The 17,574-nt window shown below is 71.0% G+C and carries 15 protein-coding genes; 4 read left to right on the top strand and 11 right to left on the bottom strand.

Annotation, left to right across the window (positions count from 1 at the left end):
• Positions 1-68 precede the first annotated feature (68 nt).
• From tal to pgl, 4 genes are all read left to right on the top strand, one after another.
• On the top strand, positions 69-1,202 hold the full coding sequence (gene tal / locus ACWEMJ_RS19100) for a transaldolase (protein WP_452138231.1): 1,134 nt from the start codon (positions 69-71) through the stop codon (positions 1,200-1,202).
• A gap of 70 nt (positions 1,203-1,272) precedes the next feature.
• On the top strand, positions 1,273-2,832 hold the full coding sequence (zwf, locus tag ACWEMJ_RS19095; protein WP_452138248.1) for a glucose-6-phosphate dehydrogenase: 1,560 nt from the start codon (positions 1,273-1,275) through the stop codon (positions 2,830-2,832).
• Positions 2,829-3,887, top strand: a complete 1,059-nt coding sequence (gene opcA / locus ACWEMJ_RS19090) for a glucose-6-phosphate dehydrogenase assembly protein OpcA (protein ID WP_452138230.1) — start codon at positions 2,829-2,831, stop codon at positions 3,885-3,887. Before zwf ends, opcA begins: the two co-directional genes overlap by 4 nt.
• Positions 3,884-4,606: a 6-phosphogluconolactonase gene (gene pgl, locus ACWEMJ_RS19085; RefSeq protein ID WP_452138229.1), complete on the top strand. Its 723-nt coding sequence runs from the start codon at positions 3,884-3,886 to the stop codon at positions 4,604-4,606. Before opcA ends, pgl begins: the two co-directional genes overlap by 4 nt.
• Before the next feature lie 217 nt (positions 4,607-4,823).
• On the opposite strand, the gene ACWEMJ_RS19080 is transcribed toward pgl, so the two are convergent.
• The 11 genes from ACWEMJ_RS19080 to uvrA form a co-directional block, all read right to left on the bottom strand.
• Positions 4,824-5,159, bottom strand: a complete 336-nt coding sequence (locus ACWEMJ_RS19080) for an RNA polymerase-binding protein RbpA (RefSeq protein ID WP_073814874.1) — start codon at positions 5,157-5,159, stop codon at positions 4,824-4,826.
• Between the two features lie 141 nt (positions 5,160-5,300).
• Positions 5,301-5,534 (bottom strand): preprotein translocase subunit SecG, encoded by a 234-nt coding sequence (gene secG, locus ACWEMJ_RS19075; protein ID WP_452138228.1) that lies wholly within the window; start codon positions 5,532-5,534, stop codon positions 5,301-5,303.
• A gap of 87 nt (positions 5,535-5,621) precedes the next feature.
• The gene (tpiA, locus tag ACWEMJ_RS19070; protein WP_452138227.1) at positions 5,622-6,407 is read right to left on the bottom strand and encodes a triose-phosphate isomerase; all 786 of its coding nucleotides are present in this window, start codon (positions 6,405-6,407) and stop codon (positions 5,622-5,624) included.
• Positions 6,408-6,413: 6 nt separating this feature from the next.
• Positions 6,414-7,619: a phosphoglycerate kinase gene (locus tag ACWEMJ_RS19065; protein ID WP_452138226.1), complete on the bottom strand. Its 1,206-nt coding sequence runs from the start codon at positions 7,617-7,619 to the stop codon at positions 6,414-6,416.
• A 169-nt stretch (positions 7,620-7,788) separates the two neighbouring features.
• Positions 7,789-8,796, bottom strand: a complete 1,008-nt coding sequence (gene gap / locus ACWEMJ_RS19060) for a type I glyceraldehyde-3-phosphate dehydrogenase (RefSeq protein ID WP_452138225.1) — start codon at positions 8,794-8,796, stop codon at positions 7,789-7,791.
• A gap of 230 nt (positions 8,797-9,026) precedes the next feature.
• Positions 9,027-10,007 carry a DNA-binding protein WhiA gene (gene whiA, locus ACWEMJ_RS19055; protein WP_043910002.1) on the bottom strand — a complete coding sequence of 327 codons (981 nt, stop codon included), beginning with the start codon at positions 10,005-10,007 and terminating at the stop codon, positions 9,027-9,029.
• The gene (locus tag ACWEMJ_RS19050) at positions 9,998-11,059 is read right to left on the bottom strand and encodes a gluconeogenesis factor YvcK family protein (protein WP_452138224.1); all 1,062 of its coding nucleotides are present in this window, start codon (positions 11,057-11,059) and stop codon (positions 9,998-10,000) included. Before ACWEMJ_RS19050 ends, whiA begins: the two co-directional genes overlap by 10 nt.
• A gap of 61 nt (positions 11,060-11,120) precedes the next feature.
• Positions 11,121-11,999 carry an RNase adapter RapZ gene (gene rapZ / locus ACWEMJ_RS19045; RefSeq protein ID WP_035867026.1) on the bottom strand — a complete coding sequence of 293 codons (879 nt, stop codon included), beginning with the start codon at positions 11,997-11,999 and terminating at the stop codon, positions 11,121-11,123.
• Positions 12,000-12,001: 2 nt separating this feature from the next.
• Positions 12,002-13,993 carry an excinuclease ABC subunit UvrC gene (gene uvrC, locus ACWEMJ_RS19040; RefSeq protein WP_452138223.1) on the bottom strand — a complete coding sequence of 664 codons (1,992 nt, stop codon included), beginning with the start codon at positions 13,991-13,993 and terminating at the stop codon, positions 12,002-12,004.
• A gap of 43 nt (positions 13,994-14,036) precedes the next feature.
• The gene (locus ACWEMJ_RS19035) at positions 14,037-14,444 is read right to left on the bottom strand and encodes a Rieske (2Fe-2S) protein (protein ID WP_452138222.1); all 408 of its coding nucleotides are present in this window, start codon (positions 14,442-14,444) and stop codon (positions 14,037-14,039) included.
• Positions 14,445-14,554: 110 nt separating this feature from the next.
• Positions 14,555-17,431, bottom strand: a complete 2,877-nt coding sequence (uvrA, locus tag ACWEMJ_RS19030) for an excinuclease ABC subunit UvrA (RefSeq protein ID WP_452138221.1) — start codon at positions 17,429-17,431, stop codon at positions 14,555-14,557.
• Positions 17,432-17,574: the final 143 nt, after the last annotated feature.

The following is a 17,574-nucleotide window of genomic DNA, read 5'->3' as shown; positions in this document are numbered from 1 at the left end:
ACTCCCCCGGGCCGGGCCCCCGGACTCCACCGCAGACGTACGAAAAGAAGAAGAGGGACTGAAGCACCATGACCGACGCATTGAACCGCCTCAGCGAAGAAGGCGTGGCGATCTGGCTGGACGACCTCAGCCGGGAGCGCCTGAACTCCGGCAACCTGGCCGAGCTGGTGCAGGAGAAGCACGTCGTCGGCGTCACCACCAACCCGACCATCTTCCAGAAGGCGATCGCCGGCAACGGCGCCTACAACCGCCAGCTGGAGGACCTCGCGGTCCGCAAGGTCACCACCGACGAAGCCGTCCGCATGATCACCACCTCGGACGTCCGCGACGCCGCCGACGTGCTGCGCCCGGTGTACGACGCCTCCAACGGCCGCGACGGCCGGGTCTCCATCGAGGTCGACCCGCGCCTCGCCCACGAGACCGCCGCGACGATCGCCGAAGCCAAGCAGCTGTGGTGGCTGGTCGACCGCCCGAACGTGCTGATCAAGATCCCCGCCACGCTGGCCGGCCTGCCCGCGATCAGCGCCGTGCTCGCCAAGGGCATCAGCGTCAACGTCACGCTGATCTTCTCGCTGGAGCGCTACAAGGCCGTCATCGACGCCCACCTGACCGGCCTGGAGCAGGCCAAGGCCGCCGGCCTGGACCTCTCGCAGATCGAGTCGGTCGCCTCGTTCTTCGTCTCCCGCGTGGACACCGAGATCGACAAGCGCCTGGACGCGCTCGGCGGCGAGGCCAAGGACCTGCGCTCCAAGGCCGCCGTGGCCAACGCCCGCCTCGCCTACCAGGCGTACGAGGAGGTCTACGGCTCGGTCGACGGCGCGAAGCCCGCCTCGGCCCGCTGGCAGGCCCTGGAGGCCGCCGGCGCCAAGCCGCAGCGCCCGCTGTGGGCGTCCACCGGCGTCAAGGACCCGAGCCTGCCGGACACCCTCTACGTGACCGAGCTGGTCGCCCCCGGCACCGTCAACACCATGCCCGAGGCCACCCTGGACGCCACCGACGACCACGGCGTCGTCACCGGCGACACCATCACCCCGAACTACGCGGACGCCAAGGGCGTGCTGGACGCGATCGCCGCGGCCGGCGTGGACTACGACGACGTGGTGCGGGTGCTGGAGGAGGAGGGCGTGCAGAAGTTCGAGGTGTCCTGGAACGAGCTCCTCGACACCGTCACCGCCGCGCTCCAGTCGCACGGCGACAACTGACCCTGCTCACGGAACCGACGCACGGAAAGCGGAGCACACCACAGTGAGCAACACCCAGCCGTACCCGGACGTGGAGGGAACGGAGCCGGCCGCGGGAGACACCCCGGACCGGCCCGTCAACCCGCTGCGGGACCCCGCCGACCGCCGGCTCCCGAGGATCGCCGGCCCGTCCGGGCTGGTGATCTTCGGCGTCACCGGCGACCTGTCGCGCAAGAAGCTGATGCCGGCCGTCTACGACCTCGCCAACCGCGGCCTGCTGCCGCCGGGCTTCTCGCTGATCGGCTTCGCCCGACGCGAGTGGGCCGACGAGGACTTCGCGCAGGTGGTGCACGACGCCGTCAAGGAGCACGCGCGCACCCCCTTCCGCGAGGAGGTCTGGCAGCAGCTCGCCAAGGGCATGCGGTTCGTCCAGGGCGACTTCGGCGACGACGACGCCTTCGACATGCTGCGCCGCACCATCGAGGAGCTCGACCAGGCGCAGGGCACCAGCGGCAACTTCGCGTTCTACCTGTCGGTCCCGCCGAAGTTCTTCCCCACCGTGGTCCAGCAGCTCAAGAAGCACGGCCTGACCGACCCGGCGCCGGGCTCCTGGCGCCGGGCCGTCATCGAGAAGCCGTTCGGCCACGACCTGGAGTCCGCCCAGGAGCTGAACCGGATCGTCCACGAGGTCTTCCCCCGCGACGAGGTCTTCCGGATCGACCACTACCTGGGCAAGGAGACCGTCCAGAACATCCTGGCGCTGCGCTTCGCCAACCAGATGTTCGAACCGATCTGGAACCGGTCGTACGTCGACCACGTGCAGATCACCATGGCCGAGGACATCGGCATCGGCGGCCGCGCCGGCTACTACGACGGCATCGGCTCGGCGCGCGACGTCATCCAGAACCACCTGCTCCAGCTGATGGCGCTGACCGCCATCGAGGAGCCCGCGTCCTTCCACCCGAAGGCGCTGGTCGCCGAGAAGCTGAAGGTGCTCAGCGCCGTCAAGCTCCCCGCCGACCTGGGCAAGCACACCGTGCGCGGCCAGTACACCTCCGGCTGGCAGGGCGGCGAGGAGGTGGTCGGCTACCTGGACGAGGACGGCATCAACCCCGAGTCCAAGACCGACACCTACGCGGCCATCAAGCTGGAGATCAACAACCGCCGCTGGGCGGGCGTGCCGTTCTACCTGCGCACCGGCAAGCGGCTGGGCCGCCGGGTCACCGAGATCGCGGTGGTCTTCCAGCGCGCCCCGTACCTGCCGTTCGACTCCTACGCCACCGAGGAGCTCGGCCAGAACGCCCTGGTGATCCGCGTCCAGCCGGACGAGGGCGTCACCGTGCGCTTCGGCTCGAAGGTCCCCGGCACCGCGCTGGAGGTCCGCGACGTCACCATGGACTTCGCCTACGGCGAGTCGTTCACCGAGTCCAGCCCCGAGGCGTACGAGCGCCTCATCCTGGACGTCCTGCTCGGCGACGCCAACCTCTTCCCGCGGCACCAGGAGGTCGAGCTGTCCTGGCAGATCCTCGACCCGATCGAGCAGTACTGGGACACCCACGGCAAACCCGCGCAGTACCCGGCCGGCACCTGGGGCCCGGTCGAGGCGGACGAGATGCTCGCACGAGACGGCAGGAGCTGGCGCCGGCCATGAAGATCGACCTGACGAACACCACGTCCAGCAAGATCAACGCTGCTCTGATGGACGCCCGGCGGGCCAGCGGCTCGACCGCCGCCGGCATGGTGCTGACCCTGGTCATCGTGACCGACGAGGGCAGCGCCTACGACGCCCTGAAGGCCGCCAACGACGCCTCCCGCGAGCACCCCTCGCGGACCCTGGCCGTCATCAAGCGGGCCGGCCGCTCCCCCCGCGCCCGGGCCGAGACCCGGCTGGACGCGGAGATCCTGGTCGGCAGCGACGCCGGCAGCGGCGAGACGGTCGTCCTGCGCATGCACGGCGAACTCGCCTCGCACGCCCAGTCCGTGGTGCTGCCGCTGCTGCTGCCGGACGCCCCCGTGGTGGTCTGGTGGCCCGACAACGCGCCGCTCAACCCCGCCCAGGACCCGCTCGGCGCGCTCGCCCAGCGCCGGATCACCGACGCCGTGACCGCCGAGTCCCCGGTCGGCCAGCTCGCCCAGCGGGCCGCCGGCTACCACCCCGGCGACACCGACCTGGCCTGGACCCGGATCACCGGCTGGCGCTCCATGCTGGCCGCCGCGCTCGACCAGCGCGACGTCACGATCACCGCCGCGGTGGTCGAGGGCGAGTCGTACAACCCCAGCGTCGAACTGCTCGGCCTGTGGCTGCACAACCGCCTGCGCGTCCCGGTCGAACGGGTCGTCACCGGCGGCCCCGGCATCACCTCCGTCACGCTGCGCACCAAGGACGGCGACATCGTCCTGGACCGCCCCGACGGCCTGCTCGGCACCCTGTCGATGCCCGGCGCGCCCGACCGCATGGTCGCGCTCAAGCGCCGCGACACCGCCGAACTGATCGCCGAGGAACTGCGCCGCCTCGACCCCGACGACATCTACGCCACCGCCGTCAAGACCCCCGTGGACCGGCTGCGCGAGCGGATCGCCGGAGTCGAGCACGCGGGCCCCGGCGGCACCGTCGAACAGGCCCACCTGGCGGAGCACGCGGTCGGCGAGCAGGAGAAGCCCGCCGCCACCAAGAAGGCCGCCGCCCGCAAGAAGAGCGCCCAGTGAGCACCGGGACGGTCCTGGTCCACCGCGACCCGGCGGTGCTCGCCGAGGCGGCCGCCGCCCGGCTGATCACCGCCGCGGTCGACGCCCAGGCCGAACGCGGCACCGCCCACCTGGTGCTCACCGGCGGCCGCAACGGCAACGCCCTGCTCGCCGCGCTCGCCGCCCACCCGGCGCGCGACGCGGTGGACTGGGCGCGGGTCCACCTCTGGTGGGGCGACGAGCGCTACCTCCCGGGCGGCGACCCGGACCGCAACGCCGTCCAGGCGGCCGCGTTCCTGGACGCCGTCCGCCCGCTCGGCGCCCACGTGCACGAGATGCCCGCCGACGACGGCTCCTCCCCGGAGGACGCCGCCGCCCGGTACGCCGCCGAGCTCGCCGCCGCGGGCGACCCGGCGTTCGACGTCCTGCTCCTGGGCGTCGGCCCCGACGCGCACGTCGCCTCGCTGTTCCCCGGCCACCCCGGGGTCCACGAGACCGACGCCACCGTCATCGCCGTCCACGACTCGCCGAAGCCCCCGCCGACCCGGCTGTCGCTGACCCTGCCGACGCTCAACAGCGCCCGCGAGGTCTGGCTCCTGGCCGCCGGCGCCGACAAGGCCGAAGCCGTCGCCCTCGCCCGCACCGCCCCGGACGCCACCACCGCCCCGGCCGGCGCGGTCAAGGGCACCGAGCAGACCCTCTGGTTCCTGGACGAAGCCGCCGCCGGCAAACTCCCCTGACCTCCCGTCAGGGCTGCTCCACCAGCCACGCGCCCCGTCAGGGGCGCGGGGAACTGCGCGAAGGGGAACGCGACAAGCCGAAAGCCGCCCGTCCAGGGAATCCGATCCCCGGTGGGCGGCTTTCGCCATCCGTACCGCTGCGCTCACGTCACCAACGCCGAAGCCGCCCACCCGGAGAATCCTCCAGAGGTGGGCGGCTTTCACGTTGCCGAACGGCTCAGATCTCTCCGCGCAGCTTGGCCAGCGCCTCAGCGAGAATCGCCTCGCCGTCCGCGTCCGTCCGCCGCTCGCGCACGTACGCGAGGTGCGTCTTGTACGGCTCGTTGCGGGCCGGGGCGGGCGGGTTGTGCTCGTCCTGGCCGGCGGGGAAGCCGCAGCGGGGGCAGTCCCAGGTGTCCGGGATGGCCGCCTCCGCAGCGAAACTGGGGCGCGTCTCATGCTTGTTGGCGCACCAGAAGGAGATCCGGTTGCGGGGGGCGGACTCGCCGCGCTCCGCCTCCCCCATCGGGCCAGCACCGACTCTGCTGCCTCGGATCGCGTTGCCACTTGCCACGGTCTGACTCCCCTGCGTGCTGGTGCCGTCCGGCCGCGGCTGGGCGGACGGTGGCGAAGTCGTCCTAGTGTAAGCGGCAGTTAAGGCTGTGCCACCACCGCCCGCCGACTTCCTGTCAGTTGTCGGTGTCGGTCACCGACCTCAGTTGCCCTTGAGCAGCAGCCCCAGCACGATGATGCAGGCGAACCAGCCCAGGCCGATCACGACGGTGATGCGGTCCAGGTTGCGCTCGGCCACCGCGGAGCCGCCACCGGTGGACATCGCGCCGCCGCCGAACATGTCGGACAGGCCGCCGCCCTTGCCCTTGTGCAGCAGCACCAACAGGATCATCAGCACACTGAGGACGATCAGAGCAATCTCGAACCCGAGAACCACGACGGGACCAACTCTCTCGAATCTTCGGCGAAGGGGCCGGGCCCGCTTGAGCGGTCCGGCCCCAAAGCCTACGTTGCTGCGGCGGCGTTAGCCTACTGCCTGGTCACGGTAGCGCACGATCTTGACGAACTCCTCGGCGTCCAGCGAGGCGCCGCCGATCAGTCCGCCGTCGATGTCGGGCTTGGCCATCAGGCCGGCCGCCGACGAGGACTTCACCGAACCGCCGTACAGGACGCGGACCTTGCCGGCCAGCTCGGCGCCGTACAGCTCGGCGAGCCGGGCCCGGATCGCGCCGCACACCTCCTGCGCGTCCTCGGGGGTGGCGACCTCGCCGGTGCCGATCGCCCAGACCGGCTCGTAGGCGACCACGATGCTCTCGGCGTCGGAGGCCGGAACGCCGTCCAGCGCACCGTCCAACTGCCCGAGGGTGTACTCGACGTGGGTGCCGGCCTTGCGGATCTCCAGCGGCTCGCCGATGCACAGGATCGGGGTGATCCCGTTGCGGTAGGCCGCCTTCACCTTGGCGTTGGCGATCTCCTCGTTCTCGCCGTGGTACTGGCGACGCTCGGAGTGGCCGATCACCGCGTAGGCGCAGTTCAGCTTCGCCAGCATCGGGCCGGAGATCTCGCCGGTGTAGGCGCCGCCGTCGTGCTGCGAGATGTCCTGCGAGCCGTACTTGATCTTCAGCTTGTCGCCGTCGACCAGGGTCTGCACGGAGCGCAGGTCGGTGAACGGGACCAGGACGGCGACCTCGACGGCCTGGTAGTCCTTGTCGGCCAGCGAGAACGCCAGCTTCTGGGTGTGGCGGATGGCCTCGAGGTGGTCGAGGTTCATCTTCCAGTTGCCCGCCATCAGCGGGAGACGCTCAGTCATGTGTTCTCAGTCCTCCAGTGCGGCGAGACCGGGAAGGGTCTTGCCCTCCAGGTACTCGAGGCTCGCGCCACCGCCGGTCGAGATGTGTCCGAACTTCGTCTCGTCGAAGCCCAGGGTGCGGACCGCCGCCGCCGAGTCGCCGCCGCCGACCACCGTGAACGCGTCGGAGTCGATCAGCGCCTGGGCCACGGCCCGGGTGCCGTCCGCGAACGCCGGGTGCTCGAACACGCCCATCGGGCCGTTCCAGAACACGGTCTTCGCGTCGGCGATCTTCTCCGCGAACAGCTGCGCGGTCTTCGGGCCGATGTCCAGGCCGAGCGCGCCGTCCGGGATGGCGTCCACGTCGACCACCGCGAAGTCCTCGACCGGGGCGCCGGTCTTGACGTCCGGGAAGCTGCCGGACACCGCGGTGTCCAGCGGGATCACGAACTCCACGCCCTGCTCGGCGCCGCGCTTCAGGTAGTCCTGGACGACCGGGATCTGGTCCTCCTGGAGCAGCGAGGCGCCGACGCCGTGGCCCTGGGCGGCGATGAAGGTGTACATCATGCCGCCGCCGATCAGGATCCGGTCGGCCTTGCCGAGCAGGTTCTCGATCACGCCGACCTTGTCGGAGACCTTCGAGCCGCCGAGCACCACCACGTACGGGCGGGCCACGTCCTCGGTGAGGCGCTTGAGGACGCCCACCTCGGTGGCGATCAGGTCGCCGACGGCGTGCGGCAGCCGGGCCGGCAGGTCGTAGACGGAGGCGTGCTTGCGGTGCACCGCACCGAAGCCGTCGCCGACGTACAGGTCCGCCAGGGCGGCCAGCTCGTCGGCGAACGCGCCGCGCTCGGCGTCGTCCTTGGAGGTCTCGCCGGCGTTGAAGCGCAGGTTCTCCAGCAGCGTGACCTCGCCGTCGCCGAGAGCGGCGACGGTGGCCTTCGCGCTGTCCCCGACCGTGTCGGTGGCGAAGCTCACCGGGCGGCCCAGGATCTCGCCGAGGCGGACCGCCACCGGCGCGAGCGAGAACTTCGGGTCCGGCTCGCCCTTGGGGCGGCCGAGGTGCGAGGCGACGACCACCCGGGCGCCGCGCTCGACGAGCTTGGCGATGGTCGGCGCGACGGCGCGGATCCGGCCGTCGTCGGTGATGGTGTCCCCGGACAGCGGCACGTTGAGGTCGGCGCGGACGAACACCCGCTTGCCGGAGACCTCCAGGTCTTCGATCGTCTTCACGGTCTTGCTTGCTCCTCGATGGATGGATCGGCAGGCGGCGACACGGGGCAGCGGGTCACACACCGGGACAGGGTAGGACGGACGAGGATGGGCGCAGCGGCAGGGCCCGGTCGGCGGTGACAGCCTTCCGGGCCCTGCCCCTTACGTCACGTCAGCTACCGCTGAAGAGTCAGAGCTGCTCGCCGACGATGGCGACCAGGTCGACGAGGCGGTTGGAGTAGCCGAACTCGTTGTCGTACCAGCCGAGCACCTTGACCTGGTTCCCCTGAACCATCGTCAGCTTCGAGTCGAAGATGCAGGAGTGCGGGTCGTTCACGATGTCCGAGGAGACGATCGGGTCTTCGGTGTACGCCAGGATGCCCTTGAGCGGGCCCTCCTGGGAGGCCTTCTGGAACGCGGCGTTGACCTCGTCCTTGGTGACCTCGCGCTCCAGGGTGACCACCAGGTCGGTGATGGAGCCGGTCGGGACCGGGACGCGCAGCGAGGTGCCGTCCAGCTTGCCCTTCAGCTGCGGGAGGACCAGGGCGGTGGCCTTGGCGGCACCGGTCGAGGTCGGGATGATGTTCTGCGAGGCGGCGCGGGCGCGACGCAGGTCCTTGTGCGGGAAGTCCAGGGTGACCTGGTCGTTGGTGAAGGCGTGCACGGTGGTCATCAGGCCCTTGACGATGCCGAAGTTCTCGTCCAGCACCTTCGCCATCGGCGCCACGCAGTTGGTGGTGCAGGAGGCGTTCGAGATGATGTTGTGCGCGGCCGCGTCGTACTTGTCGTCGTTGACGCCCAGCACGATGGTGATGTCCTCGTCGCTGGCGGGCGCCGAGATGACGACCTTCTTCGCGCCGGCCGCCAGGTGCTTCTTCGCACCCTCGGCCTTGGTGAAGATGCCGGTGGACTCGACGACGATGTCGGCGCCCAGCTCGGCCCAGGGGAGGTTGGCGGGGTCACGCTCGGCGGTGACCTTGAAGGTGTGACCATCGACGGTGATGGTGTCCTCGGTGTGCGAGACCTCGCCGGGGAAGGTACCGAGAGTGGTGTCGTACTTGAGCAGGTGAGCCAGCGTCTTGGTGTCGGTCAGGTCGTTGACACCGACGATTTCGATGTCCGCGCCCTGGGCCTTGACCGCACGGAAGAAGTTGCGGCCGATGCGGCCGAACCCGTTGATGCCTACCCGGATCGTCACGAACCGATCTCCTAACAGGTACGCCGGGCCGGAGCCCGACGGGGGTGAAATTTTGGGTTTCCCCGACCACTGCTGACCCTACCTCCCCCAAGTGTCGCAAGGCACATCGCCTCACCGGTCGGCGCAAGGGCCCGGACGGCCGAAAGGGGCGTGCGGGCCGGTCCGCGGCGGATGCCGCGTCACGCTCCGCACGCCCCTTCGGGGTTGCGTTCCGGGAGGCCGACGGCCGGTCAGTTCAGGGCCATCTCCTCGGTGAGGTTGGCCTCGGTGTTGGGCAGTCCGAGTTCGGCGGCGCGCTTGTCGGCCATCGCCAGCAGGCGGCGGATCCGGCCGGCCACCGCGTCCTTGGTCAGCGGCGGGTCGGCGAGCGCGCCGAGCTCCTCCAGCGAGGCCTGCTTGTGCTGCATGCGCAGCGCGCCGGCCGCCGCCAGGTGCTCGGGCACCTCCTCGCCGAGGATCTCCAGGGCGCGGGCCACCCGGGCGCCGGCCGCGACGGCGGCGCGGGCCGAGCGGCGCAGGTTGGCGTCGTCGAAGTTGGCCAGCCGGTTGGCGGTGGCGCGGACCTCGCGGCGCATCCGGCGCTCCTCCCAGGCCAGCACGGACTCGTGCGCGCCGAGGCGGGTGAGCAGCGCGCCGATCGCGTCGCCGTCGCGGATCACCACCCGGTCGACGCCGCGGACCTCGCGGGCCTTGGCGGGGATGCCGAGCCGGCGGGCCGCGCCGACCAGGGCGAGCGCCGCCTCCGAGCCGGGGCAGGTGATCTCCAGCGAGGAGGAGCGGCCGGGCTCGGTGAGCGAGCCGTGCGCCAGGAACGCGCCGCGCCAGGCGGCCTCCGCGTCGCACGTCGCGCCGGACACCACCGCCGGGGGCAGGCCCCGGATCGGCCGTCCGCGTCCGTCCACCAGCCCGGTCTGCCGGGCCAGCAGCTCGCCGTCCTTCACCACCCGCACCACGTACCGGCTGCCGCGACGCAGCCCGCCGGGGGCCATCACCACCAGATCCGAGGAGTGTCCGAAGATCTCCAGGAGGTCCTTGCGCAGCCGCCGTGCCGCAATGCCGGTGTCCAGCTCCGCCTCGATCACGATGCGGCCGCTCACAATGTGCAGTCCGCCCGCAAAACGCAGGATCGCCGAGACCTCCGCCTTGCGGCAGCAGGCACGGGTGACGGGAAGCCGGGAGATCTCGTCTTTCACCGCTGCCGTCATCGCCATGGGCCGATCCTTCCATGAGTCCGGAAAATCCGGTCGTACGCGGCGGCCAAGAGCTCCGGGTCGTGTCGCGGGGTGCCGTCGGCGCGGGCCACCGAGTCGAGCACCAGGGCGGCGCCCATCCGCTTCGCGGCCTGCTCCAGGCCCGTCAGGTCGGCGAGCCCGAATGCGCCTCCGCTGACGGCCCGCTCATCCACCAGGATCGCATCCACGGCGAGGTCCGGAGCGTGGTCGGCGATCACCTCCAGGTGGCGCTGCGGGGTGAAGCCCTCGGTCTCGCCGGGCTGCGGGGCCAGGTTGAGCGTCAGCAGGCGGCGGGCGCGGGTCTCGGTGAGGGCCTTCGCGAGGTCGGGGACCAGCAGGTGCGGCAGCACGCTGGTGAACCAGGAGCCCGGGCCGAGCACCACCCAGTCCGCCTCCCGCACGGCCTGCACGGCCTCCGGGACGGCCGGCGGCTCGTCCGGCACGAGTCGGATCGACTGGACGGTGCCGGGCGTCACCGCGACCGAGGCCTGGCCGCGGACCGCCGTCACCTCGCCGGGCCGCAGCGGGTCGTGCCCGCGGACCTGCGCCTCGATGTCCAGCGGCACCGCGGACATCGGCAGTACCCGGCCCTGCACGTTCAGCAGCCGGCCCACCCAGTTCAGCGCCTCCACCGGGTCGCCGAGCTTCTCCCACAGCGCGACGATCAGCAGGTTGCCGACCGCGTGGCCGCCGAGCTCGCCGTTGCCGGTGAAGCGCTGCTGGATGACCTCCGACCAGGTGCGGCCCCAGTCGTCGTCGCCGCACAGCGCGGCCAGCGCCTTGCGCAGGTCGCCGGGCGGCAGCACGCCGAGCTCGGCGCGCAGCCGCCCGCTGGAGCCGCCGTCGTCGGCGACGGTGACCACGGCGGTCAGCTCGGTGGTCAGCCGGCGCAGCGCGGACAGCGACGCGGACAGGCCCTGGCCGCCGCCCAGTGCGGCGATCTTCGGCGCGCCGGGGCGGTGCTGCCCGGCGGCGGCCCGCTCGGCGGGTTTGGTCCGGAGCTGCTGCCGCGCTGGCACGTATCCCGTCACGCCGACCCCATGTTCCTGTCTCGTGCTCGGCCGGGGCGGCGGTACGGGTGGTTCCCGGCCGCTACTCCCGGCCCATGTCCCGGTGGACCAGCACCGTCTCGACTCCGTCCGCGATCAAGCGCTTGGTCAGCTGCTCGGACATCGCCACGCTGCGGTGTTTGCCTCCGGTGCAGCCTACGGCAAGCGTCATGTAGCGCTTCCCCTCGCGGCGGTAGCCCTCCGTGATGATCCGCAGCAGCTCGGTGTAGCCGTCCAGGAACGGCTGCGCCCCGGGCTGCTGGAACACGTACTCTGCCACGTCCGGATCGGTTCCGGTACGGGCCCGCAGCTCGGGGACCCAGTGCGGGTTCGGCAGGAAGCGGCAGTCCACGACCAGGTCGGCGTCGACCGGCAGGCCGTACTTGAAGCCGAAGGACATCACGGTGGCGCGCAGCTCCGGCTCGTCCTGGCCGGCGAACTGGGCGTCCATCTTGGCGCGCAGCTGGTGCACGTTGAGGTTGGAGGTGTCGACGACCAGGTCGGCCTCGCCGCGCAGCTCGCGCAGCAGCTCGCGTTCCTGGGCGATGCCGTCGACGATCCGGCCGTCGGCCTGCAGCGGGTGCGGGCGGCGCACCGACTCGAAGCGGCGCACCAGGGCGTCGTCGGAGGAGTCGAGGAAGACCACCCGGAGCCGGACGCCGCGCTTCTCCAGCTCCTCCAGCGAGGTCAGCAGGTCGTCGAAGAAGGTGCGGCCGCGCACGTCGACGACCACGCCGATCCGCGGCACCGCGCCCTGCGAGCGGGCCCCCAGGTCGACCATGGTGGGAATCAGCGCCGGCGGCAGGTTGTCGACCACGAACCAGCCGAGGTCCTCCAGGCACTTGGCCGCGGTGGAGCGGCCCGCCCCGGACATGCCGGAGATGATCACCAGCTCGGGGGTGCTCTCTCCCCCGTTGGACACAGTCACGTCTCTTCCCCGCTTCTCGGTACTGCTGTGGCGGTGCTGTCTTCGATGATCTCGCCGGTCGCGGTGTTGACCGCGAATGCGGCGGGTGTACGGGAGGCCAAGGCTGCGGCAACAGTCTCCGCGGTCCGGCGCCCGATCCCCGGGACTTCGCACAACTCGTCGACGGTGGCCGCCCGGAGCTTCTTCAGCGAACCGAAGTGCTTCAGCAGGGCCCGGCGGCGAGTCTCGCCGAGCCCGGGGACGGAGTCCAGTTCCCCCGCCGTGAGCCGTTTGGAGCGCTTCGAGCGCTGGTAGTTGATCGCGAACCGGTGCGCCTCGTCGCGCACCCGCTGCAGCAGGTAGAGGCCTTCGGAGGAGCGCGGCAGCACCACCGGGTCGTCCTGCCCGGGCAGCCACACCTCCTCCAGGCGCTTCGCCAGGCCGCACACCGCGACGTCGTCCATGCCCAGTTCGTCCAGGGCCCGCTGGGCGGCGGCGACCTGGGGCTGCCCGCCGTCGACCACCAGCAGTTGCGGCGGGTAGGCGAAGCGCTTGGGGCGGCCGGTCTCGTCGGTGAGCGACTCGTCCTCCTCCGGGACGGCCCACTCGCCGGTCTGCTCGCGTTCCTGGAGGTAGCGGCGGAAGCGGCGGGTGATCACCTCGTGCATCGAGCGGACGTCGTCCTGGCCCTCGAAGCCCTTGATCTGGAACCGGCGGTACTCGCTCTTGCGGGCCAGGCCGTCCTCGAAGACGACCATGGACGCGACCACGTCCTCACCCTGCAGGTGGGAGATGTCGAAGCACTCGATGCGCAGCGGCGCCGAGTCCAACTCCAGGGCCTCGGCGATCTCCTGGAGCGCGCGGCTGCGGGTGGTGAGGTCCGAGGCGCGCTTGGTCTTGTGCAGCGCCAGCGCCTGCTGGGCGTTGCGCTGCACCGTCTCCATCAGGTCCTTCTTGTCGCCGCGCTGCGGGACGCGCAGGTCGACCTGGGAGCCGCGCAGGGTGCACAGCCACTCATGGACGGCCTCGTCCGGCACGGCCGGGACGAGGACCTCGCGCGGGACCTGCTCGGTGCCCGCGCCGTACAGCTGCTGCAGCGCGTGCTCGACCAGGCCGGCCGTGTCCACGTCCTCGACCTTGTCGGTCACCCAGCCGCGCTGGCCGCGCACCCGGCCGCCGCGGACGTGGAAGATCTGCACGGCCGCTTCGAGTTCGTCCTGTGCCAGCGCGAGCAGGTCGGCGTCGGTGCCGTCGCCCAGCACCACCGCGTTCTTCTCCATCGCGCGGCGCAGCGCGCCGAGGTCGTCGCGCAGCCGGGCCGCCTTCTCGTACTCCATCTCGGCGGCGGCCTCCTGCATCTGCTGCTCCAGGCGGCGCAGGTAGTTGCCCGTCCGGCCGGCCATGAAGTCGCAGAACTCCTCGGCGAGTTCGCGGTGCTCGGCGGCGTCGACCCGGCCCACGCAGGGGGCCGCGCACTTGCCGATGTACCCCAACAGGCAGGGCCGGCCGACCTGTTGGGCGCGCTTGAAGACGCCGTTGGAGCAGGTGCGGACGGGGAAGACCCGCAGCAGCAGGTCGACGGTCTCGCGGATCGCCCAGGCGTGCCCGTAGGGGCCGAAGTAGCGCACGCCCTTCTTGTGCGCCCCGCGCATCACCTGGACCCGCGGGAACTCCTCGTTCAGGGTGACCGCCAGCTCCGGGTAGCTCTTGTCGTCCCGGTACTTGACGTTGAACCGCGGGTCGAACTCCTTGATCCAGGAGTACTCCAGCTGCAGCGCCTCGACCTCGGTGGACACCACCGTCCACTCCACCGACGCCGCGGTGGTGACCATCGTCGCGGTGCGCGGGTGCAGGTTCGCGACGTCCTGGAAGTAGGAGGAGAGCCGCTGGCGCAGGTTCTTCGCCTTGCCGACGTAGATGACCCGCCCGTGCGCGTCACGGAACTTGTACACCCCGGGCGAGAGCGGGATCGCCCCCGGAGCCGGACGGTAGGTGGACGGGTCAGCCATGCCCCTACCGTACCGACTGGCGCCGACACCTCGGGGCGGGATGCTACTTGGTGACCTGGAGCTGACCGTTCTGCACCGCGACCTGGTACTCGGGCAGCGGCTTCGGGGCCGGGCCGTCCTGCACGGCGCCGTCGGTGATGGCGAAGCGGCTGCCGTGGCACAGGCACTGGATCTGCTCCTTGAGCACGCCGTTGACCAGGCAGCCGGCGTGCGTGCACTTGGCGCTGAAGGCCTTGTACTGGCCGGCGGTCGGCTGCGTGACGACGACGGCCTGCTCGCGGTACACCTTGCCGCCGCCGACCGGGACGTCGGAGGCCGCGCCGAGGTCGATCGGGCCGGAGGGCGTTTCGGTCTTCTCCTTGGAGCTTGAGCAACCGGCCGCCGTCGCACCGGCCAGCGCGACGGCCGCGCAGCAGAGGACGGTACGGCGGGAGGCGACGGGCTCGGACATCGGGAACTCCTCGGTGGTGCGGGGAAGGGCGCCAGCAACGTAGCACGCACAACGCGGGCCGCCCGGGGAGCCTGGTGCGCTCTCCGGGCGGCCCGCGTCGGCGGCCGGTACTACTTCTTGCGGCGCTTGACCGGTGCGGCGTCCGAGACCCCCGGGAGGATGTCGCGGAGGAACTTGCCGGTGTGGCTGGCCGTGGAGGCGGCGACCTCCTCGGGGGTGCCCTCGATGACGACGGTGCCGCCGCCGGCGCCGCCCTCCGGGCCCATGTCGACGAGCCAGTCGGCGGTCTTGATGACGTCGAGGTTGTGCTCGATGACGATGACGGTGTTGCCCTTGTCGACCAGGCCTTCGAGGACCTTGATCAGCTTGCTGATGTCCTCGAAGTGCAGGCCGGTGGTGGGCTCGTCGAGGACGTAGACCGTGCGGCCGGTGGAGCGCTTCTGGAGTTCGGCGGAGAGCTTGACGCGCTGGGCCTCGCCGCCGGAGAGGGTGGTGGCGGGCTGGCCGAGGCGGACGTAGCCGAGGCCGACCTCCTTGAGGGTGCGCAGGTGGCGGGCGATCGCGGGGACGGCCTCGAAGAAGTCGAGGGCCTCCTCGATCGGCATGTCGAGCACCTCGGCGATGGACCTGCCCTTGTAGTGGACCTCCAGCGTCTCCCGGTTGTAGCGGGCGCCGTGGCAGACCTCGCAGGGGACGTAGACGTCCGGCAGGAAGTTCATCTCGATCTTGATGGTGCCGTCGCCGGAGCAGTTCTCGCAGCGGCCGCCCTTGACGTTGAACGAGAACCGGCCGGGCAGGTAGCCGCGGACCTTGGCCTCCTGGGTCTCCGCGAACAGCCGCCGGACGTGGTCGAAGACGCCGGTGTAGGTGGCCGGGTTGGAGCGCGGGGTGCGGCCGATCGGCGACTGGTCGACGTGCACCACCTTGTCGACCAGGTCGGTGCCGGTGATCCGGGTGTGCCGGCCGGGGACGCTGCGGGCGCCGTTGAGCTCGCGGGCCAGGTGCGAGTAGAGGATGTCGTTGACCAGCGTGGACTTGCCGGAGCCGGAGACGCCCGTGACGGCCGTGAAGGTACCCAGCGGGAAGGCGACCGTGACGTCCCGCAGGTTGTGCTCGCGGGCGCCGTGCACCACGATCTGGCGCTTCTTGTCGCGCGGGCGGCGGGCGGCCGGGATCGGGATGCCGCGCTTGCCGGACAGGTACTGGCCGGTGAGCGACTCGTCGTTCTCCAGCAGCTCCTTGAGCGAGCCGGAGTGCACCACCTTGCCGCCGTGCTCGCCGGCGCCGGGGCCGATGTCGACGATCCAGTCGGCGGTCTTGATGGTGTCCTCGTCGTGCTCGACGACGATCAGGGTGTTGCCGATGTCCCGCAGCCGGACCAGGGTCTCGATCAGGCGGTGGTTGTCGCGCTGGTGCAGGCCGATGGACGGCTCGTCCAGCACGTAGAGCACGCCGACCAGGCCGGAGCCGATCTGGGTGGCGAGCCGGATGCGCTGGGCCTCGCCGCCGGAGAGGGTGCCCGCGGCACGGTTCAGCGACAGGTAGTCGAGGCCGACGTCGACCAGGAAGCGCAGCCGCTCCAGGACCTCCTTGAGGACCCGCTCGGCGATCTTCTTGTCGCGGGCGTCGAGGCGCAGCGCGCCGAGGAAGTCCGCGCAGTCGCTGATCGACATGGCGGAGACCTCGGCGATGGACTTTTCCATCACGGTGACCGCGAGGACGACCGGCTTGAGCCGGGTGCCCTTGCAGGTCGGGCAGGGCACCTCGCGCATGTAGCCCTCGAAGCGCTCGCGGCTGGAGTCGCTCTCGGACTCGGAGTGCCGCCGCGTCACGAACGGGACGGCGCCCTCGAAGGCGGTGGTGTAGGAGCGCTCGCGGCCGTACCGGTTGCGGTAGCGGACCTCGACCTGGGTCTTGTGGCCGTACAGCAGGGCCTTGCGGGCGCGGGCGGGCAGCCCGGCCCACGGGATGTCGGTGCGGAAGCCGAGCTCGCCGGCCAGCGCGTTGACCAGGCGCTGGAAGTATTCCTTGGTGGCGCCCTGCGACCACGGGTGGATGGCGCCCTCGTCGAGCGACTTCTCCTCGTCGGGGACGAGCAGTTCGGGGTCGACCTCCATCCGGTTGCCCAGGCCCGAGCAGTCGGGGCAGGCGCCGAACGGGGAGTTGAAGGAGAACGACCTCGGCTCCAACTCCTCGAAGGAGACGTCGTCGTAGGGGCAGTAGAGGTGCTCCGAGAACATCTTCTCGCGCTCGGGGTCGTCCTCGGCGAGGTCGACGAAGTCGAGCACCACCATGCCGCCGGCCAGCTTGAGGGCCGTCTCCACCGAGTCGGTGAGGCGGCGCTTGGCACTGGACTTCACGGTGAGGCGGTCGATCACCACCTCGATGGTGTGCTTCTCCTGCTTCTTGAGCGTCGGCGGCTCGGTCAGCTGGACGGTCTGCCCGTCGACCCGGGCCCGGGCGTAGCCCTTGGACTGCAGGTCGGCGAAGAGGTCGACGAACTCGCCCTTGCGCTCGCGGACGACCGGGCTGAGGACCTGGAACCGGGTGCCCTCCTCCAGCGACAGCACCTTGTCGACGATCGCCTGCGGCGACTGCCGGGCGATCGGGCGGCCGCAGTGCGGGCAGTGCGGCTTGCCGATGCGGGCGAACAGCAGGCGCAGGTAGTCGTACACCTCGGTGATGGTGCCGACGGTGGAGCGCGGGTTGCGGCTGGTGGACTTCTGGTCGATCGAGACGGCCGGGGAGAGACCCTCGATGAAGTCGACGTCCGGCTTGTCCATCTGCCCGAGGAACTGACGGGCGTACGAGGACAGCGACTCGACGTAGCGCCGCTGGCCCTCGGCGAAGATCGTGTCGAAGGCGAGCGAGGACTTACCGGACCCGGAGAGGCCCGTGAAGACGATGAGGGAATCCCGGGGCAGGTCGAGCGAGACGTTCTTGAGGTTGTGCTCGCGTGCACCGCGGACGACGAGGCGGTCTGCCACTGCTTCTGGCGCCTTTCTCCGGGTCGAAATGTCTGAGGTCTGCTTCTTCCAGGATGCGCCCGCCAGCGTACTAGCTCATCTGTTCGAATATCGAACCGTCCGGCAGGGTCCACCCAAAGGAGTGAACGGCACCCTCGCCCGAC

This window comes from Kitasatospora sp. NPDC004531 (assembly GCF_053602195.1).
Note: the sequence above shows the minus strand (reverse complement) of the source record. Positions and strands in the feature narration are given on the sequence as shown.

What these genes read in the sequence shown, in the direction of transcription:
- tpiA (WP_452138227.1), bottom strand. Translation starts at nt 6,407, where the DNA reads ATGACTGAGCGTCTCCCGCTGATGGCGGGCAACTGGAAGATGAACCTC.
- opcA (WP_452138230.1), top strand. Translation starts at nt 2,829, where the DNA reads ATGAAGATCGACCTGACGAACACCACGTCCAGCAAGATCAACGCTGCT.
- uvrC (WP_452138223.1), bottom strand. Translation starts at nt 13,993, where the DNA reads ATGGCTGACCCGTCCACCTACCGTCCGGCTCCGGGGGCGATCCCGCTC.
- whiA (WP_043910002.1), bottom strand. Translation starts at nt 10,007, where the DNA reads ATGGCGATGACGGCAGCGGTGAAAGACGAGATCTCCCGGCTTCCCGTC.
- tal (WP_452138231.1), top strand. Translation starts at nt 69, where the DNA reads ATGACCGACGCATTGAACCGCCTCAGCGAAGAAGGCGTGGCGATCTGG.
- ACWEMJ_RS19035 (WP_452138222.1), bottom strand. Translation starts at nt 14,444, where the DNA reads ATGTCCGAGCCCGTCGCCTCCCGCCGTACCGTCCTCTGCTGCGCGGCC.